We start from the raw sequence: 21,545 nt of genomic DNA, 5'->3' as shown, positions 1-21,545 counted from the left end.
CATACTGTTGAAAGGTTGAGCCTTCACCAAACGGTTTTTATGGTTAGATGATCGTTCTTTCATACAGAAAAATTGTATTTTCTTTACTCGAAAAGAATCTGCAAGCTTTCTACGGCTTACCCGCAGAAAAGCAAGCAGATTCTTTCCATTTCTCTCTAGTAAATTAGAAATTTAAAACTATTGTAAATCCACTTCTACTAAACGATCTGAGCCTTTAGGATGTGCACTGTAGTTAACTACTTTCGTGCTAGCACCTAAGATCGGTGTAGAGTGAGCGATTGGAACCCATGGTGCATCCTCAGAAATAATCTCTTGTGCTTGTTTATACAGCTCATTACGCTTGTCCTCGTCAATCTCAGTTTGAGCAGCTACTAAAATTTTGTGTAACTCTGGATTATCATAGAATGTATAGTTGTTTGAGCCAATATTATCTGCATCTAATAATGTGTATAGGAAGTTATCCGCATCTCCATTATCACCTGTCCAGCCAAGTAAGAATGCATCAGCCTCACCATTTTGTGCTTTTTCTAAATAAGTAGCCCATTCAAATGACACAATCTTAGACTTAATACCAACATCTTCTAAGTTCTTTTGAATTGCTTCTGCAATTTTTTGTCCATCTGGCATATATGGACGTGGTACAGGCATTGCCCATAGCTCGATTTCCTTACCATCATAGCCTGCCTCAGCAAGTAATGCTTTTGCTTTTTCTGGATCATACTCATAGCCTACAGTGTCTTCATTATAACCAGCAATTACTGGTGGCATTGGGTTTTTCGCAGGCTCTGCTAACCCTTCATAAAATGCATCTACAATTGTTTGTTTATCAATCGCATAGTTTACTGCTTGACGAACCTTTACATTATCGAATGGAGGGCGTGTTACTGTTAAACCAAGGTAACCAACGTTCATAGATGGACGTTCGATTAATTGTAAGTTTGCGTCTCCTTCAATTGTAGCTTTATCAGATGGATTGATACCATCCGCAACATCAATATTACCTGCTAATAATTCATTTAAACGTGCAGAGTTTTCTGGAATTGAACGGTAAATAACTTTATCTAATTTTGGTAAACCATCAATATGGTAATCTGGGTTTTTCTCAATTGTGATGGCATCATTACGAACCCAGCTCACAAACTTAAATGGACCTGTTCCTACAGGTTGTGTTGATAAACCTTCTTCATCTGCTTCAAATGCTGTTGGAGAAGCAATCGCAAATGGAGACATTGCAATATTTTTTAAGAATGGTGCTTGTGGTTGACTTAGCTTGAAGACAACTGTGTAATCTCCGTCAGCCGTTACCGATTCAATTACATGCTCACCGCTAACAGTAAATTGAGAGCTATAGTATGGGAATTTATCAGTGCTTGCTTTCCAGCGTTCAACATTTTTTACCACGGCTTCAGCATTGAAATCTGTGCCATCATGGAATTTTACACCTTCTTTTAATTTGAATGTATAAGTTAGTCCATCTTCTGATGGCTCCCATGATTCTGCTAAACCAGGATTAATTGTCATATCTTTTTGTCCAAAGCTTACTAATGTTTCATAGATATTACCTGTAATCGAGAAAGATTCGCCATCTGTTACAACCGCAGGGTCTAATGCTACAGAGTCTCCTCCACGCCCATAAACTAATGTCTTTTCTCCACCACTGCCAGCCGAATTGCCGCCAGATGCGTTATCTTTACTGCCTGAATCCTTATCATCTGAGCCACCACAAGCAGCTAAGATTGTAGAAAGAATAAGGAGTAGCATAACACCTAAAGTTAAAAACTTCTTTTTCTTCATTGAATTTCCCCCTATGATGTTTTTATATCATTTAATGTTGGGTTGCCTCATAAAGATGGCAAGCAACATAATGACCTGGTTTCACTTCTTGCATTTTTGGTACGACCTGTGAGCATTGTTCCTTTTTAAAAGGGCAACGCGGATGAAATGCACATCCACTTGGCGGATTTGATGCACTCGGAATGTCTCCAGAAATAATAATTTGCTCTCGCTCAAACGTAGGATCTGGAACAGGAACGGATGCTAAGAGTGCCTGTGTATATGGATGGAGCGGCTCAGCATACAAGTCCTCACTCGCTGTCAACTCTACTAATTTACCTAAATACATAACGCCCACACGATTACTAATATGGCGTACTACACCTAAATCATGGGAAATAAAAATATAGGTTAGCTTTAAATCTTTTTGGAGCTCTTGCAATAAATTCAATACTTGTGATTGGATAGATACATCTAGCGCAGATACTGGCTCGTCCGCAATAATTAAACGTGGATTAGTCATCAAAGCCCGGGCAATTCCAATACGCTGTCTTTGACCACCACTAAACTGATGCGGATAACGATTAATATGATATTCATTTAAGCCAACAATCTCCAGTAGCTCCAATACCTTTTGCTTACGCTCTTTTGCACTCCCCATTCCATGCACAATAAGAGGCTCCTCTAGTATTTTGCCAATGCTATGTCTTGGATTTAGAGAAGCGTAAGGGTCTTGGAAAATCATTTGAATATCTCTACGTGCCTTCCTCATCTCATCTTTAGATAATTCTGAAATTTGTTGCCCTGCAAATTCTACTTTACCTTCAGTTGGCTCTAGTAAGCGCATTAATAAACGACCTGTTGTTGATTTACCACACCCTGACTCACCAACAATTCCTAATGTTTCTCCTTCAAATACTTCAAAGGAAACATCATCTACTGCCTTTACATAGCCAACCTGCTTATTCAGAACACCTTTCCGAATCGGAAAATATTTTTTTAAGCCTTCAACTTTTAATAACACTTTCGACACGTTGCTCTACCCCCTGCTCCTCTAGTAAAAAACATCTTGATCTATGTTGCTCTGTTGCCTCAAATAAAGGAGGTGTTTCCTGTAAACAGCGTTCCATTGCATATTCACAGCGTGCCGCAAAACGACAACCGACTTTAATGCTCCCTGGCTTTGGGACAGTGCCAGGAATTGAATATAAACTGTCTTTTTTATGTCGCATATCAGGTACTGATTGGATAAGCCCCTGTGTATACGGATGCTTTGGATTAGAAAAAATCTCTTGTACAGGAGCCTCTTCTACAATTTGTCCAGCATACATCACAATCACCCGCTCACATGTTTCCGCTACAACACCTAGGTCATGTGTAATTAGCAGGACAGCTGTATTTAAACGTTTGTTCAAGTCCTTCATAAGCTGTAAAATTTGAGCTTGAATTGTGACATCCAGTGCAGTTGTAGGCTCGTCAGCAATTAACACTTGAGGATCACAAACAAGTGCCATCGCAATCATTACCCGTTGGCGCATCCCACCTGATAACTGGTGTGGGTAATCTTTTAATAATTCCTCAGCACGCGGTAGCCCTACTAGCTTCATAATTTCTACCGCTCTTGCAAGCGCTTCCTTTTTTGACCACTTTGGATTGTGAATTGAAATAGCTTCTTTCAACTGATCCCCAATTGTAAACAGTGGGTTTAGAGAAGTCATAGGTTCTTGGAAAATCATTGCGATATCTTTTCCACGTACTTTTTGCATTTGTTTATCCGTATATTTCGCTAAATTCTTTCCATCTAGTAAAATTTCCCCACCCGTTATTTTCCCTGGTGGCGATGGAATAAGTCCCATAATGGATAATGATGTAACACTTTTCCCACTTCCTGATTCCCCTACTATCCCTAATATTTCCCCTTCATGAACAGAAAATTCGATATTATCTACAGCAGGAATTTGGCCATTATCTGTGAAAAAGGTTGTTTCTAAACCTTTTATTTCTAGTAGCTTTTTCCTCATGTGCAATTTCCCACCCTACGTATATTTTGCTTAAATTATCTAATTTTATTAAAAGAATAACATAACTTTCGTTCAATTCCTTATTTTCAAATAATTCTAGCAAAAATATCTCACTCTTTCAATCACTAATATTCTGCAATTATCATAGATTTTCTCCATTTTTCGACTTTGATATTAATTACATCTTATAAAGCTATATTTTTTCTTAAATATCAAAAAAAAATGTCCTTCTATTTACAGATAAATGAAGGACATTTTTTCACACAATTTATATTTTTGATATTTTTTTTAGTTTTATGGTATTTTTCAATCTAAATGCTGCACCTGAAATAAATTATAATAGGTTCCTTGCTTGCCCATTAATTGTTCATGTGTACCGTTCTCGATCAATTGTCCATGGTCAATGACAAAAATTTTATCAGCATGTGTAATCGTTGATAGACGGTGTGCAATAATAATTGTTGTACGTTCATGGGCAAGAATATCCAATGATTCCTGAATCAATGCTTCACTTTCTAAGTCTAAAGCGGAAGTAGCCTCATCGAGAATTAAAATTGGTGGATTTTTCAAAAATACGCGAGCAATAGCAACGCGCTGCTTCTGACCTCCTGACAGCTTAACACCACGTTCTCCTACTTTCGTGTCATAGCCATTTGGCAGACTCATAATAAAGTCATGAGCATTTGCCGCTTTGGCAGCCGCTATGATCTCCTCATCTGTTGCATCTGGTTTGCCCATTAAAATATTTTCTTTTACTGAATCGCTAAAAAGAATGTTATCCTGTAGCACAATACCAATTTGTGCACGCAGTGAATGCAATGTTACATCGCATACATCATAGCCATCAATCGCTACTGTCCCACCTGTTGTATCGTAAAAGCGAGGAATTAGACTAATAATCGTGGACTTACCGCCACCGCTCATTCCAACAAAGGCAACCGTTTCCCCAGGGTTAATTGTGAAATCCATATTTTTTAAAATAGCCAAGCCATCTGCTTCATACTGGAAGGAAACATTTTGAAAGCGAACCTCTCCATTAACGCGAGGCAACTCCTGTGCATGCTCTTTATTTTTTACTTCATAGGGCTCATCTATTAAGTCAAACATTCGATCCATTGAGGCAATCGATTGCGTCAATGTAGTGGAGGAGCTAACAAGGCGGCGAAGTGGACCATATAAACGTTCAATATAAGCAATAAAAGCAACCATCGTACCAACTGAAAGCGGTCCATTAATCACCTGATAACCCGCATAGGCAATCACTAACAGAGGTGCAACATCTGTAATGGTATTGACAACTGCAAAGGATTTAGCATTCCATTTTGTTTGATCCAGTGCCTTCTCCAAAAATTCACCATTTGCTTCATCAAATAATTTTTGCTCACGCTTTTCCAATGTAAAGCTTTTAATAATGCTCATGCCTGCTACTCGTTCATGCAAATAGCTTTGTACTCCAGCAAGGGCCTGTGAGCGTTGACGTGTTAAAGACCTTAATTTACCAAAAAAGTATTTCACGCTTAATGCATAAAATGGAAACGCTATTAAAGCTACTAATGTAAGTTTCACATCCATAGTGAACATAATCGCAACGGCAATCACAATTGTTGCTAGGTCAAGCCAAACATTCATTAACCCTGTCATCACAAAGTTTTTTGTTTGCTCCACATCATTAATTACCCTTGAAATCACATCACCCGCACGCGTATTAGCATAATACCGTAGGCTAAGACGCTGTAAATGTGCATAAATTTCCTTACGAATATCAAACAGTACTTTATTACTGACATGCTGTGCAAAATATTGGCGATAATACTCAACTGGTGGACGAACAATAAAGAACACAATAATTGTGCCACCTAGCCAATAAAATAGCTCCTTTGTTTTTTCAGCATCTGTTAAACTATTCGCTGCAATAATATCGTCTAATACGATTTTAATCAGCAGCGGAATAAAGAGCGGAATCGCAAATTTTACGATCCCAATAATAATCGTTAAAACAATTTCCCATGTATATGGCTTAACAAAGCCCATATACCTTTTAATGCTTCCCAATATTTATCACTTCCTTAAAAAAGAAACGGGCATTCAATGATGAATACCCTAATAACGAATTATAGCAATATTTCGGTTAAATTACAGTTATGATGACTTTAGCGCGCACTATTTCCTAGCATCTTTAAAATAAAAACACCTATTAGTTGAACTAATAGGCGTTTTTAACAATCATCTGACTGCATATCGAGCTGGAACTTGTAGCGATTTGTCCAGACATCAATAAAGTCGGGTGCAAAGGGTCCTCTTTTTTGTTGAATCCAGCTGATTAACTTATCGACATTGCGCTTTAAAATTTTATCAATCACATCAGGATAGGACATTTCCTTGCGATGAAGTTCATACTCATCCTCATCTAACAGCGAATAGGACATATCAGGAAAAACTTTAATGTCTAAATCATAGTCGATATATTTAATGGCATTATTATCAAATACAAATGGTGAGCTTAGATTACAATAATAATACACACCGTCCTCACGCAGCATACAGATGATATTAAACCAATGTTCTGCATGGAAATAACAAATAGAAGGCTCTCTTGTTAGCCACGTACGACGGCACTGACCTAAAAAAATGAGACAAATAAAAACACCTTTCGTTGAAAAACGGGTATTGTACCTTATCAAATCAATGTGGAGGTGTTTTTCTATGGGGACAAGAGTGAGTTACCCAGTGGAAGTGAAAATGAAAGCAATTGAAATGAGATTAGCAGGCATTCCTGTAAAACAAGTACTAGAGGAGCTAAATATTCGTAACCATTCTCAGTTAAAAACATGGATGAAATGGTACAAGAACGGCGAATTACATCGTCTTGAACAGCCAGTAGGAAAACAATATACATTTGGCAAAGGGCCTGAATATGAAAGTGAAACCGCTAAGTTACAAGCAGAGAATCGTTATTTAAAGCAACAAATTGAAGTGTTAAAAAAGTACGCAGAGTTGGAGAGGAAGTGGTCCCAAAAGTTGTAGTAGAGCTAGTAGAGGAGTTAAAAGAAAGGATGCCGATTGGTGAAATCTGCCGTCATTTAGGTGTAGCTCGTTCGTCGTATTATCGCTGGAAGGTCAATGAAAATAAATTCACTCAAAAGGATCTTCGAGACCAACAAATTGGCGACTTGTGCAAGTTACACAAATTCAGATACGGCTATCGAAAAATCACAGAATTACTTACTGACATTAGTGAGAAAACGGTGCAACGTGTGATGCAAAAATACGGCTGGCAATGTCGTGTAAAGGTAAAGAAACGTAAACGTACGGGACAACCAGCTCACATTGTTCCTAACTTATTAGCACGTGATTTTACGGCATTAAAACCGCTAGAAAGGCTCGTAACAGATATTACTTACTTGCCTTTTGGACAATCTATGATGTACCTTTCAAGTATCTTAGACCTATTTAATGGCGAGGTTATTGCGTTTACAATTGGTTTTACACAAGATACCGACTTTGTCTTAGATACGCTAAATCAATTACCCGATCTACCAGAAGGCTGTATCCTGCATAGCGACCAGGGTTCTGTTTACACATCTTATGCATATCAGAAGGCAGTCAAAGAAAAAGGAATGACCATGAGCATGTCTCGTAAAGGCACGCCCGCTGATAATTCCCCAATTGAAACGTTTCACTCCTCGCTAAAGTCTGAAACGTTCTACCTCGATGATATTTATCGCACAACAAATGCGTGTGTCATAAATATTGTCGAAGAATACATTTACTATTATAACAATATTCGGATTAAAACGAAATTAAACAACCAGTCGCCGGTTCAATACCGTCAACTGGCTGTATAATAAGGTGTTTTCATACTGTCTCAAAAATAGTATTCAGTGCCGACCATCAGATTCTGTTACGAGTGTTCGCTCGTTCGCACCAATTATAATATTTTTTGTGCCTTTTAAAACCATTGTTTCTTGCCAAACACGGTGGATACGGCCATTGTGTTTATAACTATGTATTTGTATCGTTTCTCCTTCTACTGGTAATGCCATTTTGAAGCCCACCTTTTCGTCTATGCTACCTAAATCTAGCAGTCTCTAGTATATTATAGCAATGTGTACGCGAAAGGTGTAGTTAGAAAACCACAAATTTCACTACGCTATTAACAATTTATATAAATTTTCTCACATTACCAGCGAATTTCATAATAATATTCGCTCAATTGGTATTTACTGTTAACATAGTACAAACCTTCAGCAAATAGAAAGGAGCTGTCTTTGTCATCTTTTCGGATTTTAGACAGCTCCTTAGAGGTAAATGCGATTATGCAATTACAAAGTGTTATTCACCTAGGTCTTGGTTTGTTTTAGAGAAACGACCTGAAGCTGAAGCTTTCTTTTGCTCTGCTTTTGCATTTTGCTTTTGCACTTCATTTACGTCTGTTTCATAACCAAACTCTTCACTTTGACGTTGCATGTTTTTATTCGGCTGGAAATTTTGGTTGTTTTGCTTTTTCATCATTCATTCACCTCCACGCTAATTATTGTGTACAGAGGTGATGTCTTTTATGCTTATTATTTTTATTTAATTTGTTTTTTCATTTCTTCCCATACTTTTAGCATCGGAACAGGCATGGGCAGCAGCTCTATTTGCTCTTTTGTGAGCCAATCGCCCATTATAGTTGTATCGCATCTTATATAATAACTATTCAAATGCCATGTTAAATGCGAAAAAACATGCTTAAATGTAAGCAGCTCCTGCTGTGCTTTAATTTCTAATGCATAGTCCTTTGCAAAAGCCTCTACTGACTCTAGGCTAGTATCAATCATTGGGAACTGCCATAGATTTGCAAGTAGTCCTTCCTGCGGACGCTGTTGCATTAAAAATCGTCCTTGATCATCTTCACAGACAAGAACATTGTAGGTAAGATGCTTCATTTTCCCTTTCTTTGATTTAACAGGTAGATTTTCCGGCTCTCCTTCATTAAACGCTAAACAATATTCTCGTACTGGGCATAATAAGCATTTAGGAGAGGTCGGTGTACAAATAAGTGCTCCAAGTTCCATTAATCCTTGGTTAAAAGCCGAAGCATGGGCAGGATCAATTAGCTCTTCTACTGCCGCTTCAAAAATCTTCTTTGTTTTCGGTATGGCTATATCATCATAAATATGAAGCACCCTGCTTAACACCCGCATAACATTGCCATCCACCGCATGTTCAGGCTTATTATAGGCAATACTTAAAATAGCTCCTGCAGTATATGGACCTACACCTTTTAATTTTGATATTTCATGGCGATTATCAGGTACGATACCACCATAGTTTTCGATAACTTCACGAGCACCTGCTTGTAAATTACGAGCACGTGAATAATAGCCAAGACCTTCCCAGTGCTTCAATAAATACTCTTGAGGGGCCTCTGCAAGCAATTCGATTGTTGGAAAACTTTCCATAAAACGATTGTAATAAGGAATAACCGTGTCGACACGTGTCTGCTGTAGCATAACTTCAGATACCCAAATTTTATAAGGATCTGAGGTGTGTCTCCACGGTAAGTTGCGTTTCTCAGCGTTAAACCATTCGACTAAAGATTGTCGAAATTCTGTTACATATGGGTAATTCACAGTGACCTCCAATGTTTTTACGATTTAATTTATACGAAAAAGGGTATACAATTAAGAAAAGAACATTCATACTCTAGCTAATAAAACATGATCGAATGTCAAAGCATAAAATGAATACTGCTTTTTACGTATTACGTATAGAAATAAAGATGTATGCATATTGTACTTGATTTGAATGCATACTAGGAGTGGATATTTTTGGATTCAGGTACACATTTCGTTATGGGTATAGCCCTTGGCGGTCTTGCATTAGCCGACCCTGTTGTGGCCAACCATTCAATGACTTTTACAGCCGTTATGGCAGGTACAATTATTGGTTCACAAGCTCCTGATGTCGATACGGTGCTAAAATTGCGTAACAACGCCATTTATATTCGACATCATCGAGGCATTACACATTCCCTACCTGCAGTAGCCATTTGGCCTATTTTAATTACAGCCGTTTTATCACTTATTTTGCAAGATATAAATGTCTTGCATTTATGGCTTTGGACATTTTTAGCTGTTGCATTACATGTTTTTGTCGATATCTTTAATGCCTATGGTACGCAGGCCATTCGACCATTCTCCAAAAAATGGGTAGCATTAGGTGTTATTAACACATTTGATCCGATCATTTTTTCATTTCATTGTCTCGGTATCGTGTTATGGGCATTTGGCACAAATCCTGTTTGGACATTTAGTATCATGTATATTGTTATAGTGTTGTACTATATTTTACGCTTTGCTGTTCAAAAGGCTGTCAAAAAAGCTGTGCATCATACGCTTCAAGACGAGGAATACGTCATTGTCGCCCCAACAATGCGCTTTTTCCACTGGCGAATTGCAGCTAAGTCTAAAACACATTATTATGTTGGGCGAGCATATGGGCGAACTGTTAATATTTACGATAAGTTTGAAATTAAGCCTTTACCAAAAACGCCTCTTATTGATGCAGCAATGCAAGATCCAAATCTGGCTGCCTTTGTATCCTTCTCGCCGATGTACCGATGGGAAATCTCAGAGCTCGACAATGGCTTAACAGAAGTAAGGCTAATTGACTTACGCTACCGTAGTGATAATCGCTATCCTTTCGTGGCAGTAGCCCATTTAACCGATGATTATAAAATCGTTACATCTTACACAGGCTGGATTTTTACAGAAGATAAACTGCAAAAAAAATTACAAATTGGTGCCAGCAATTAAATAGCGTAGGGCTGTTGAGAATCGTAAAGTTTTTCTCAACAGCCCTTACTTGTTATTGTAACATATCGTCACTAGCATCTAATAAATGGGCGTATTTCGGATTGCGTCCTGAAAAGGCATGTAGTTGATCACCATAGCTTGTAATTAATTGACGCACAAGATTTTCTGTATAATCTGCTCCACGATAATCATACCCTGCTTTAGCGGCTGTTGCTTCAAAGTCACTCCATAATAGCTCTACCCATACCCGTGCACGCCCCACTGACATCTGTGGATTTTTAGCAAGTAACTCTGCTGTTAATTGTTCAATTTTTTTCTCCATTTAGCTGCCCGCCTTTACAGGAGATAGCATAGATACAGGTAATGCCTCCTGGTACTTATCTCCACCTAAGCGATGTCCCCAAGCAAAGCGCCCCTTTAAATAATCGACTTGGAAAAATTCATTGTCCGAGCCATCGATCCGATACATTTCTCCTGGAACGATCGTATCCAAATCCACTAAATAGGCTGCTGCCATTAAAGCTTTACGCTCATACACAGCAAATTCATTGATGATACCTAATTGCTCTGCCTTCCGTGCCTTTTCTTTTAGTCTAGCAATTTCCTCACGTAGCTCATGCTCAGACATAGCAGCATAATTTTTTTCGTTCATTCCTCATTCTCCTTCTCTTCGATAAAACGATCTATCACCTCTATCGGAAAACCCTTTTGATAGAGCACTTGCTTTATTTTCATTTTTAGCTCATAACCAGTATACTTCGATGCGTACTTTTTCCAAATCTTTTCGCCTTGTACATCGAGTAACTGCTGCCAATTATCCTCATCTTGTTCGATATCTACTTGACTAAGCACCTCTTCCACAATAGAAAATGCATAGCCTTTTCTTAGCAGAAAGTCTTGAATTTTTGCCTTTATTTGTGCTGGTGTTTTCTTTTTTTCTGCACGTACAATTTTTTCAGCAAGCTGTATTGCCAATATTACCTGTTCCTCAGAGCTATATGTAGCAAGTACTTCATCCTGTAAGCCTTTATCGATGCCCTTTTTGATAAGGTCTTGTCGAATAGCCCTTGGCCCTTTTTTCATGGTTGCCTTTTTTGTATCAAGCAAGGCTTTCGAATAATTTTCATCATTAATAAAGCCATAAGATTTTAATTTTTGAATTGCCTCTAGCACGACCGCTTCACCAAATTCTGATGCGAGAAGCTTTTTTTTCACCTCATGCTCACTACGCATTTGATATGATAAGAAATTCAATCCTTTATTAAAGGCCTTGCGAATCTCATCCTCATAGGCAATTTCCTGAATTTCAAACTCATCTAATACCTTTCCCTTTGTTAAGCCAAATTGAATAAGAATGGCCTCATCCACTGGAAATGCATACTCTTCATTTAAGTAAATATTATAACGCTCGGGATTGTTTTTTTGACGTGCAATTTTTGTAATCATACGCATAGTAAACACCTCATTGTATATTATAGCATTTCTTTATTTAATACGGTGTTCGCACTGCTTCGCAAGTAACACACTATAGATGTTTACATTTTCATTAAATGGTAAACTTAAATAATAAAGCGTTTTTATTTGATGGGAAATGAGGTGCTTCTTATGAAAATCGTTATTGCCGGTGGTACAGGCTTTGTTGGCAGTGCACTGATCAAGCTATTACAGGAAAATGGGCATGAGCTGTTTATTTTAACACGCCAGCCATCAAGCATTAAAGATGGTATTCACTATATCCAATGGCTGCACCCTGAATCGCAGCCAGCACAAGCATTAGAAGGTGCTGATGCTTTTGTCAATTTAGCCGGCATTTCATTAAACAGCGGACGTTGGACAAACAAGAAAAAGAAGGCGATTTATTGGAGTCGAATGAATGCAACACTTGAAATCGTTCGTATAATGGAAACACTTACAACAAAGCCTAAAGTGCTTATCAATGCTAGTGCAGTAGGAATTTACCCAGCGTCTACAGAGGCTATCTATCATGAAGAGTTTAATGATTATGCAACTGATTTTTTAGGCACAACTGTTTATGATTGGGAACGTCATGCAATGCGTGCACAATCATTAGGTGTTCGTGTGGCACTCGCACGCTTTGGTGTTATTTTAGGGCGCGATAATGGAGCACTTCCGCCTATGCTCCTCCCTTACAAAATGCGTATAGGTGGCACAGTCGGTTCAGGTCAGCAATGGCTATCATGGATACATATTGACGATGTCGCCCGTGCTATTGACTTTGCACTAACAACTGACAGTATGCATGGACCCTTTAATGTTACAGCTCCCCATGCAGTCAACATGAAAGAATTTGGACAAACAATTGCAGGGGTAATGAATAGACGTCATTGGCTACCTGTCCCAAGCATCGCCATGCGCTTAGCACTTGGTGAACAAAGCACACTTGTATTAGAAGGACAGCATGTGCAGCCAACTGTTTTAGAAAAGTATCATTTTCCATTTATGTTCCCTTATTTAAAGCAAGCTCTTGAAGACCTTATTATAAAAAATTAGCTGGATAATTTATAGAGATATGACGCATCCTACTGAAAAAGAAAGGATGCGTTTTTATGTGGAAACAACATATTATAGGTGCGGTAATTGCTACTTTTATTATTGCCGCGGGTATTAGCTTTAATCCGTATTTTGCTGCTGGCTCTGACGAACACCATTGGGGCTTTAAACGTGCTAAAAATGGGGAGCAGGCAGAAGCTGGCGCACAGCTTGACCAATTGCTTGACAAATATGGTGCTATTTATAAAGGGAAATCCGATAAAAAAATTGCCTATTTAACATTTGATAATGGCTATGAAAACGGCTTTACTGAAAGTATTTTGGATACGTTAAAAAAGGAAAATGTACCAGCCACGTTCTTTTTAACAGGTCATTATTTAGAAAGCGCTAGTGATTTAGTAAAGCGTATGGTAAGCGATGGTCATACCATTGGCAATCATTCATATGGTCACCCTAATATGGCTCGCCTTTCACCAGACGGTATGCGTGCAGAATGGCGCAAATTTGATGGGAAGTTACGTGAATTAACGGGTATTGATCGCACAACCTATGCACGCCCCCCTGAGGGAATTTTTAATGCCAAAGTATTAGAGGTTGGTAATGCAGAAGGCTACCGTCATATTTTTTGGTCTGTTGCCTTCAAGGATTGGATGAAGGATGAACGTCGTGGTGCAGATTATGCCTATAATGCACTGATGGAGCAATTGCATCCAGGTGCTGTTATTTTAATGCATACAGTAGCACAGGATAATGCAGAAGCATTACCAATGTTTATTGCAGAAGCTAAAAAGCAAGGTTATACTTTCTTATCGCTTGACGATTTAGTATTAGAATATGAAGATTTCCCTGTTGCTTTGCAATCGTCTGCTCCTTCGTTATAATGGGGAGATGACATTATAAAGCAGGGACGTGGAATGTTTGACACAACAAACAACAATGACCGTGGGACAAAAATTCCCACTAACAATAAAAAGGCTAGGTATTAATGGGGAAGGTGTAGGATTTTATAAACGCAATGTCGTATTTGTAAAAGGAGCTATTCCTGGAGAAGAGATCACAGCTCAAGTAACGAAAACACAGCGAAATTTTGCAGAAGCAGAAATTTTAACGATTCGTAAAGCCTCCAAGTATCGTCAGGAGGCCCCTTGTCCAGTATACAATGAATGTGGTGGCTGTCAGCTTCAGCATATGACCTATGGCAAACAGCTTATCGAAAAGCGTGATATTGTGATGCAAGCATTAGAGCGCTATGCCAAGCCTTTAGCCGAAACAGTTGAGGTGCGTAAAACCCTTGGCATGGAAAACCCTTGGTATTATCGTAATAAAAGCCAATTCCAAGTGCGCAAAGAAGGTAAACGTGTCTATGCTGGTTTATTTGCAGAAGGCAGCAATCAACTACTCAATATTAACGATTGCCTTGTCCAACATCCGATGACTTCGAAAATTACGGTGGCTACACGAAAAATTTTACAGAAGCTCAATATTACGATCTATGATGGTCGTACGCTAAATGGTTTAGTGCGTACGATTGTTGTTCGTACAGGTATTCGTACTGGTGAAACACAAGTTGTTCTTGTGACGACGCGCAAGGAAATCCCTCATGTAGCGGAGCTGATTGCGCGCATTAAAAAAATCGACCCAAGCATTGTGTCGATTGCGCAAAATATTAATCGTGAGAAAACGTCTTTAATTTTTGGTGATGAAACCATTGTGCTTGACGGGAAGGAAACGATTCATGAGGAGCTTGGCGAATTAGCCTTTGATTTATCAGCGCGTGCCTTCTTCCAGCTCAATCCAACACAAACTGTACATCTTTACAATGAAATTAAAAAGGCTGCTGCTTTAACAGGAAATGAAACCGTTGTTGACGCATATTGTGGTGTCGGTACAATTGGCTTATGGCTAGCAGACCAAGCAAAAGAGGTGCGCGGCATGGATGTGATTCCTGAAAGCATTCAAGATGCTCGCAAAAATGCTCGTAATCATGGCTTTAAGCATACAAAATACACAGTCGGGACAGCAGAAAATGTACTAGCGAAATGGCATAAGGAAGGTTTTACACCAGATGTTATAACGGTAGACCCACCACGTACAGGCTTAGCACCAGAGTTTATCCGCACTGTCTTGAAATTAAAGCCAAAACGCTTTGTTTATACATCTTGTAATCCTTCAACATTAGCAAAGGACTTAAATGAATTATCGAAGCTTTATGAGGTAGAATACATTCAGCCAGTGGATATGTTTGCACAAACGGCACAAGTGGAGTGCGTTTGCAACATGGTTCTAAAAAAATAATGCTTTCAACACCACCTGTCATAAGGTGGTTTTTTTATAGGATGATTAAAAAGTGAAGTGATCTTTAAATGCTAGACACTTTGAAAAAAAGTCCATTTTATAGGGGACACTTTTCACGTTTGTACACCTTTGTCCCATCATGTCTCGTAGATTCAAAAATTCAAATTGAACGAATGATAAGTATCTAAATACAAGGTCATTCCCCGCGATTTAGAGTTTTACTTATTGTGGTAATTTGATCCGAAAATTTATCGAATTTATAATTTTCCATTTTACCTTAATGCTATTTGCAGCATATAGGACTAATGTGTTTTTTAATTCACATAGGATTATTTGGTAAAATGATAAACTACCTATAATTTCTTAAAAGATATGTAGATCGATTTGAAAAACAATTTTCTAAACCCATAGAGTACAAAGCTATTTTTTTCAGAAATATTAATGTATTGCTACTCCATCCTCTTTCATACACCTTATTTACGCCGTTTAAAATAAAAATTCTCTACTCTTCAGCTATTTTTCCGATTTTCTTTTCACCACGTTAAAGTAACACACTGTGACCATGGCAATTAATAGGAGTTGCTAAGTGTCTTTTCGAGCTCATAAGCTACATAAGCTCTTGAAAAATCAACAAGGCGCTGCTCCAAATCATAATGGTTGAGCAGCGCCTTTAATCAAATGTGTCTTGATCTTCGTATGGTTCAATTTTTTCCAATTACTGTGCCTCCTGTAAGAATGTCTTATTATTCTCAAGAAGCTGAATCATCGACTGAAGAATCTTTTCCTCCAATCTTGGTGATGAATTAACCTCTTTCGCAATAATCCTTTTTAAATCTAAAATTGTTTGAACTTCGAGCATATGCTTTTCAGCTAATTTGAAAGCCTGCTCTAACTGACCGGTCACCATGGGCAACACTCCTTTTAAAATGTATTCCTTTCTATTATATCAAAAGTTCACGAGAAAATTCACTTTTTTAATCAAAATTTTCTTACAAATCATAAAAAGACAGTGTTTCCACTGTCAATTTTCTTCATGCTGCCAATACTCCGTTAATTGGCTGCTTATATATGCCAATTTTTTAATTTGTCCATGTGGAAAGCCGTCTCTTTTTGTTTTTTGGGTACACATCCAGCAGGAACAATGAATTTTGCCCTTTGCTAACTGTCCAGCATAACGGAACTGCCAATCATAGCTTTTTGCAATTTTTAATTTTCGTTGAATCACTCTTCTACGATGATGTCGATAGTAAGCACGATTTCGATTTTCGCGATGTGGTTTCATTTGCTATCACTCCTTGGGTTACGTGCTCAGCCTGCAATAATCCCCCAAGAGTCATTATGGATTATTACAGGCTAAGCCTTTTGATAGCAAATAACGCAAGCCATTGCATACTTCTTCCTCCTTTGCTCAATACTTCTTTTCTAAAATTATACCTATTTCAAAAACAACATGCTATAATAACGTTTAGGTGCCAAACCTATGTAACTTGGACGGAACATCCTTGTTACGCAAAAAACGCCATAACAGCACGGATTTGCTGGGCGTTTTTTTGTTTTATGAGCGGGAAGATGAGCCCCGCTCTTTTTATTTTGCTTGTAAGGGTTTAGTTCGCCCAAATATGAGTAATACCGTTGCAACTGCTAGTAAAAGCAGTGCCACTAATAAAAGAAAGCTATAGTTTTTAATAAATTCTAAGTAAACCCCGCCTAAAAATGGTCCTGTTAAACTACCAATGCTGAGTGCAATACCACACAGTAAATTTCCAGTAGGTAGCAGCTCCTTTGGTGTTAAATCTGCCATATAGGTAATGCCTAAAGAAAACATGGAACCGACCAATGTTCCTGCTAGGAAAAAGGCGATAGTCACAGCGATTAGGGAATGCTCTAAAAAGCTGGCAATACCAAAAATTATTGCTGCCCCACATGAGCCTACCATTAAAATAGTACGCCTGCCTACCTTATCCCCCAATGCACCGAGTGGCACTTGTGTCACAATCCCGCCAAATGTAAAAACCGATAGAATAATTGGAATCATCTCTACCTCAATACCCTTACGTAATGCATAAACAGGGAATAAAGCATTTAATGAGGATTCAAGAAAACCGTAAACAAACGGACCTAAAAAGGCAAGCCAGCCAAATAATATAGCCCTTTTATAGCGTTGCCAGCCTCTAGCATTTAAGTCACCTGTTAAACGCTCAGGCTTTTCATTTTTCAAGAAAAAGACAAAAGACCATGCACACAAACATAGTATAGATGATGCAATAAATGGTAATGCCTCAGCAATTTCGATCAGTCTTACCATTAGTGGTCCCACAGCAAAGCCTGTGCTAAATGACAAGCCATAGATTGCCATTCCTTTTCCTAGACTTTGATGGTCTGCTGTACTAGTAATCCATGTTTGTGTGGCATAATGCAGGGCATTGTCCCCTACGCCTATTAATAACCGCAAGATAAACCAAAAAGTCACGCTCTTCCATAAAGGAAAGGCAAATAATGAAACAAAAACAAGTGCCCCACCCATTAAAATAATTGGTTTATAACCCCATTTTCGCAAAGGTTGCTCAATAAATGGAGAAATTAATAATGTTCCTATGTATAAACCCGTTGCATGTAAGCCATTTAAAGTAGAGGATACACCATCATGTTCAAAAATAATGGATATAAGCGGTAGTAACATCCCCTGTGAAAAGCCTGATATGGATACAATCAACACTAAAATCATAAATCTTTTTTTGCTGTAATCTGAGAAGTATGTCATTCTTTCCTCCAACATCCTGTCATTCCTTCAAATAACAGCATACCAAAAAGCCTTAGCGCTCACCACATGTGACTTTACGCTAAGGCCTAACTAATACTTATATTCATTTAATTGTATAAACACGAATTTCGGCTTTTGGCTATTACCGATTACTTGTTTAAACTCCCTCCTTTTCCGATTAGTATGCCTATGATTTTTCCCAATCAGCTCCTTTACTTAATCTTAAAACAACTTTAACATACGGTTTTAATATTGTAAATATTCTGTCTATTTATTTTTAAAATTAATCTCTTAGACCTAGATGTTTACCTAATCATTGAAATTTAAGGCTAAATCAGCTACGATAAAAGGGATGAAATGAGGTGTACGAATGTCTAAGCCAATCACTGATAAAAAGCAGCAAGTAACCTATTTAAAAGAGCGTCTCGAAATATTTTTAGAGGTGCTAGATGCTCTTGATCCTGAAACAGCTGAATTAGAAGATATTGATCGCTTAATTCAAATGATGGATGATTTAGAGGATAAGATGGAGCAATTTAATGCTCGTGAACAATAATGGACAAAAAACAAACGAGCACATTGTATGCTCGTTTGTTTTTTTAATAGCAATCCCAATTATATAGTACATTGCTAAAATCTTTATTTTTTAGCTCCTCCACTCCAATAAAGAAGTTACCAACACCGCAATCACCCCAAAGGATATCATCCCCTACACTATCAATTTGTAGCAGTAAAATAGTGGAATCCTGATAATCTCCATATGCTCGTGGATCTTCCTGTGTGAAAAATGGATAGCCACCTATTTTATGACCAGTACTAGCCAAAGTCTCGTAAAAGGCATCCTCTAATTGACTGTCCTCCTCTAAAGTTTTTAAAATAGTTCCATAAGCCTCTTGTCCTCTAAAATCTCTAATTGATAAAGGCTCCATTCCTACGTTGAAGGCTAATGCCATTTCGCGCTCTACAGGAAAATATAATTCCCCATCCTTATTTTCTATAAACGAAAAGTCCTGTATAAGTTGTGCTTCATCCTGCACAATCGTATCATGGAAAATCACACGAAAACCTTCTTGGTTTTGTCCATTGTCAAAGTCCATTCCTAATACATCATCATAGCCATCAATATAAAACTGCAATATTCCCTCTTCTGGGAAGTTCGGGAGATGTTTAGGTAGCTGTGCAAAGTTAATTTGAGCCAGAAGCTTTAATGGCTGTCCATCACTACTGTTTTTAGGATATTCCATTGATAGTGGAAAATAGGGGTCACCTGCAAACTTACTTTCAAATAACGTTGTTTTTCGTACATCCGTATCAATCCAGACAACAGGCTTTAGCATTTCCTCTACTATTGATCTGTATCGCTCCAATTCTTCTGGTAATTCAACTAAATGTTTAGCAGTCATACAAATTCCTCCTACTCGTGGATTTCTTTTATTATAGAACATTTGTTCTTTACTTTCAACTTTCTATTATAAATTTAGCACATTATTTGTCACCATAATAATCAAGGCAAAATTATATTAAGATATGCTTTAATTTAGTGGATACAGAGAAGGACTCTTTTTTTCATTAGTTTAAAAGAGTATAATGTAACGTGGAAATAATCAAATTTTCTATGGGGGGCAATACAAATGAATCTACAAAACTTGGAGAAAAGTCTTTACGATTTAATTACTGAAACATCTACGAATTTACCTAAAGATGTACGTCGTGCTATTAAAAAAGCAAAAGAGGCTGAAAATGCTGGAACACGTGCAGCAATGAGCTTAGACACAATTTCAAACAATATTATTATGGCAGAAGATAATGTGTCACCAATTTGTCAAGACACAGGTTTACCAACATTTAAGGTCTATACGCCTGTTGGGGTTAACCAACTAGAAATTAAAGCTGCTATTAAAAAAGCGATTGCAGCTACAACAGCAGATGCTAAATTACGTCCAAACTCTGTAGACTCTTTAACAGGACAAAATAGCGGAGATAACTTAGGCGACGGTGTACCTGTTATGAAATTTGAGCAATGGGAAAAGGACTATATTACAATTAAGTTAATTTTAAAAGGTGGCGGCTGTGAAAATAAAAACATCCAATACAGTCTACCATGTGAATTAGATGGACTTGGTCGTGCTGGCCGTGACTTAGATGGTATCCGCAAATGTATTTTACACTCTGTATACCAAGCACAAGGACAAGGCTGTTCAGCTGGCTTCATCGGTGTAGGTATTGGTGGAGACCGTTCTTCTGGCTATGATTTAGCAAAAGAACAATTATTCCGTCATGTTGAAGATACAAATCCAAATCCGGATCTTGCAAAATTAGAGGAATATGTTGTGAAAACTGCCAACACATTTGGTATTGGTACAATGGGCTTCGGTGGTGAAGCAACATTACTAGGCTGTAAAATTGGCGTGATGCATCGTATTCCTGCCTCCTTCTATGTATCTGTCGCTTATAACTGCTGGGCTTACCGTCGTATGGCAGTAGATATTAATCCACAAACAGGTGAAGTGATCAACTGGCATTATCAAGAAGGCGAAAAAATTACGTTTAAAGAGGATGAAGTAGCTGCAACTACAGAAGACACTACTACAGATGTAGTGGAGCTTACTGCGCCAATTACAGAAGAACAAATTCGCTCACTAAAAGTTGGAGACGTTGTGGCTATTACTGGTCGTATGTATACTGGTCGTGACGCCATCCACCACCATTTAATGAGCCATGATGCACCAGTTGATTTAAATGGACAAGTTATTTATCATTGTGGACCTGTAATGGCTAAGGATGAAGAAGGCAATTGGACAGTAAAAGCTGCTGGTCCAACTACTTCAATTCGTGAAGAACCTTATCAAGGCGATATCATGAAAAAATTCGGTATCCGTGCTGTTATTGGTAAAGGTGGAATGGGACCAAAAACATTAAAAGCGCTTAATGAACATGGTGGCGTTTACTTGAATGCAATCGGTGGAGCAGCACAATACTATGCAGACTGTATTAAAGGTGTAGATGGTGTGGATTTAATGGAATTTGGTATTCCTGAAGCTATGTGGCACTTAAATGTTGAAAACTTTACAGCAGTTGTCACAATGGACTCACATGGTAACTCCCTCCATGCAGATGTTGATAAATCATCATTAGAAAAACTTGCTTTACATGCAGAAAGAGTTTTCTAATCTGACTTTATAAATAGCGGGATTGATCCGCACAATTTTTATAGGCACAGAATATTCTACATGAATAGACTGTGCCTTTTTGCTGTTGTCATTTTCTCTAAATAATTTCATTCAAACTTGATACTTTATTTTTATAAATTCCTTTGTTATAATAATTCTAAATAAAGGAGATGGTAATTGAAATCCATTTTCAATTAAACATCACATCTAAATA

21 protein-coding genes and 1 pseudogene are annotated in these 21,545 nt (G+C 38.0%); 7 read left to right on the top strand and 15 right to left on the bottom strand.

Annotated elements, in window-relative coordinates; all coding sequences use genetic code 11:
• Positions 1–177 precede the first annotated feature (177 nt).
• The 5 genes and pseudogenes from ADM90_RS13785 to ADM90_RS13765 all read right to left on the bottom strand — a co-directional run.
• On the bottom strand, positions 178–1,794 hold the full coding sequence (locus ADM90_RS13785) for an ABC transporter substrate-binding protein (protein WP_053995537.1): 1,617 nt from the start codon (positions 1,792–1,794) through the stop codon (positions 178–180).
• 31 nt (positions 1,795–1,825) lie between these two features.
• Positions 1,826–2,806 (bottom strand): ABC transporter ATP-binding protein, encoded by a 981-nt coding sequence (locus ADM90_RS13780; protein WP_053995536.1) that lies wholly within the window; start codon positions 2,804–2,806, stop codon positions 1,826–1,828.
• On the bottom strand, positions 2,781–3,794 hold the full coding sequence (locus ADM90_RS13775) for an ABC transporter ATP-binding protein (protein ID WP_053995535.1): 1,014 nt from the start codon (positions 3,792–3,794) through the stop codon (positions 2,781–2,783). Before ADM90_RS13775 ends, ADM90_RS13780 begins: the two co-directional genes overlap by 26 nt.
• Before the next feature lie 306 nt (positions 3,795–4,100).
• Positions 4,101–5,825 (bottom strand): ABC transporter ATP-binding protein, encoded by a 1,725-nt coding sequence (locus ADM90_RS13770; RefSeq protein ID WP_200908560.1) that lies wholly within the window; start codon positions 5,823–5,825, stop codon positions 4,101–4,103.
• Between the two features lie 185 nt (positions 5,826–6,010).
• A pseudogene (locus tag ADM90_RS13765) lies at positions 6,011–6,403 on the bottom strand (DUF402 domain-containing protein); the annotation flags it as partial.
• 94 nt (positions 6,404–6,497) lie between these two features.
• Here ADM90_RS13765 and ADM90_RS13755 point away from each other — a divergent pair.
• A protein-coding gene (locus tag ADM90_RS13755; protein ID WP_152927953.1) for an IS3 family transposase occupies positions 6,498–7,639 on the top strand; the annotation gives its coding sequence in 2 pieces (ribosomal slippage) (positions 6,498–6,771 and positions 6,771–7,639; 1,143 coding nt in all).
• A 33-nt stretch (positions 7,640–7,672) separates the two neighbouring features.
• On the opposite strand, the gene ADM90_RS24630 is transcribed toward ADM90_RS13755, so the two are convergent.
• From ADM90_RS24630 to mutY, 3 genes are all read right to left on the bottom strand, one after another.
• Positions 7,673–7,837 (bottom strand): hypothetical protein, encoded by a 165-nt coding sequence (locus tag ADM90_RS24630; protein WP_162531772.1) that lies wholly within the window; start codon positions 7,835–7,837, stop codon positions 7,673–7,675.
• A gap of 289 nt (positions 7,838–8,126) precedes the next feature.
• Positions 8,127–8,306 carry a gamma-type small acid-soluble spore protein gene (locus ADM90_RS13750; protein ID WP_053995533.1) on the bottom strand — a complete coding sequence of 60 codons (180 nt, stop codon included), beginning with the start codon at positions 8,304–8,306 and terminating at the stop codon, positions 8,127–8,129.
• Positions 8,307–8,365: 59 nt separating this feature from the next.
• Positions 8,366–9,409, bottom strand: a complete 1,044-nt coding sequence (gene mutY / locus ADM90_RS13745) for an A/G-specific adenine glycosylase (RefSeq protein WP_053995532.1) — start codon at positions 9,407–9,409, stop codon at positions 8,366–8,368.
• 198 nt (positions 9,410–9,607) lie between these two features.
• Between mutY and ADM90_RS13740 the strand changes: the two genes are divergently transcribed.
• Positions 9,608–10,594 (top strand): metal-dependent hydrolase, encoded by a 987-nt coding sequence (locus tag ADM90_RS13740; RefSeq protein WP_053995531.1) that lies wholly within the window; start codon positions 9,608–9,610, stop codon positions 10,592–10,594.
• A gap of 52 nt (positions 10,595–10,646) precedes the next feature.
• Here the strand turns inward: ADM90_RS13740 and ADM90_RS13735 are convergent, their stop codons facing one another.
• The 3 genes from ADM90_RS13735 to recX are packed head-to-tail and all read right to left on the bottom strand — an operon-like array spanning position 10,647 to position 12,046.
• Positions 10,647–10,916 carry a YfhJ family protein gene (locus ADM90_RS13735; protein ID WP_053995530.1) on the bottom strand — a complete coding sequence of 90 codons (270 nt, stop codon included), beginning with the start codon at positions 10,914–10,916 and terminating at the stop codon, positions 10,647–10,649.
• Positions 10,917–11,246 (bottom strand): YfhH family protein, encoded by a 330-nt coding sequence (locus ADM90_RS13730; RefSeq protein WP_053995529.1) that lies wholly within the window; start codon positions 11,244–11,246, stop codon positions 10,917–10,919.
• Positions 11,243–12,046 (bottom strand): recombination regulator RecX, encoded by an 804-nt coding sequence (recX, locus tag ADM90_RS13725; protein ID WP_053995528.1) that lies wholly within the window; start codon positions 12,044–12,046, stop codon positions 11,243–11,245. The genes ADM90_RS13730 and recX overlap by 4 nt, the downstream gene beginning before the upstream one ends.
• Positions 12,047–12,199: 153 nt before the next feature.
• Between recX and ADM90_RS13720 the strand changes: the two genes are divergently transcribed.
• From ADM90_RS13720 to rlmD, 3 genes are read left to right on the top strand one after another with little or no spacing between them, the layout of a single operon-like run.
• Positions 12,200–13,105: a TIGR01777 family oxidoreductase gene (locus ADM90_RS13720; RefSeq protein ID WP_053995527.1), complete on the top strand. Its 906-nt coding sequence runs from the start codon at positions 12,200–12,202 to the stop codon at positions 13,103–13,105.
• Between the two features lie 56 nt (positions 13,106–13,161).
• Positions 13,162–13,986 carry a polysaccharide deacetylase family protein gene (locus ADM90_RS13715; RefSeq protein ID WP_053995526.1) on the top strand — a complete coding sequence of 275 codons (825 nt, stop codon included), beginning with the start codon at positions 13,162–13,164 and terminating at the stop codon, positions 13,984–13,986.
• Positions 13,987–14,023: 37 nt separating this feature from the next.
• Entirely contained in the window at positions 14,024–15,400 is a 1,377-nt protein-coding gene (gene rlmD, locus ADM90_RS13710) for a 23S rRNA (uracil(1939)-C(5))-methyltransferase RlmD (RefSeq protein WP_083448555.1), read from the top strand.
• Between the two features lie 715 nt (positions 15,401–16,115).
• On the opposite strand, the gene ADM90_RS13705 is transcribed toward rlmD, so the two are convergent.
• The 3 genes from ADM90_RS13705 to ADM90_RS13695 all read right to left on the bottom strand — a co-directional run bounded on the left by ADM90_RS13705 (position 16,116) and on the right by ADM90_RS13695 (position 18,161).
• Positions 16,116–16,307, bottom strand: a complete 192-nt coding sequence (locus ADM90_RS13705) for a hypothetical protein (RefSeq protein WP_053995525.1) — start codon at positions 16,305–16,307, stop codon at positions 16,116–16,118.
• A 114-nt stretch (positions 16,308–16,421) separates the two neighbouring features.
• The gene (locus tag ADM90_RS13700) at positions 16,422–16,682 is read right to left on the bottom strand and encodes a hypothetical protein (protein WP_083448554.1); all 261 of its coding nucleotides are present in this window, start codon (positions 16,680–16,682) and stop codon (positions 16,422–16,424) included.
• A gap of 303 nt (positions 16,683–16,985) precedes the next feature.
• Positions 16,986–18,161: an MFS transporter gene (locus ADM90_RS13695; protein WP_053995524.1), complete on the bottom strand. Its 1,176-nt coding sequence runs from the start codon at positions 18,159–18,161 to the stop codon at positions 16,986–16,988.
• A gap of 370 nt (positions 18,162–18,531) precedes the next feature.
• On the opposite strand from ADM90_RS13695, the gene ADM90_RS13690 reads away from it, so the two are divergent.
• Positions 18,532–18,717 (top strand): SE1561 family protein, encoded by a 186-nt coding sequence (locus ADM90_RS13690; RefSeq protein ID WP_036123069.1) that lies wholly within the window; start codon positions 18,532–18,534, stop codon positions 18,715–18,717.
• A gap of 43 nt (positions 18,718–18,760) precedes the next feature.
• Here ADM90_RS13690 and ADM90_RS13685 read toward each other — a convergent pair whose 3' ends face one another.
• Positions 18,761–19,564, bottom strand: a complete 804-nt coding sequence (locus tag ADM90_RS13685) for a YwqG family protein (RefSeq protein ID WP_053995523.1) — start codon at positions 19,562–19,564, stop codon at positions 18,761–18,763.
• Between the two features lie 228 nt (positions 19,565–19,792).
• Here ADM90_RS13685 and ADM90_RS13680 point away from each other — a divergent pair, with 228 nt between their 5' ends.
• Entirely contained in the window at positions 19,793–21,331 is a 1,539-nt protein-coding gene (locus ADM90_RS13680) for a fumarate hydratase (protein ID WP_053995522.1), read from the top strand.
• The last annotated feature ends 214 nt before the right edge of the window (positions 21,332–21,545 follow it).

It is taken from the genome of Lysinibacillus macroides, from assembly GCF_001281525.1.
GTDB classification, from domain to species: Bacteria; Bacillota; Bacilli; order Bacillales_A; family Planococcaceae; genus Lysinibacillus; species Lysinibacillus macroides.
The sequence above is the reverse complement of the archived record's forward strand: the minus strand, read 5'-3'. Positions and strand labels throughout refer to the sequence as shown.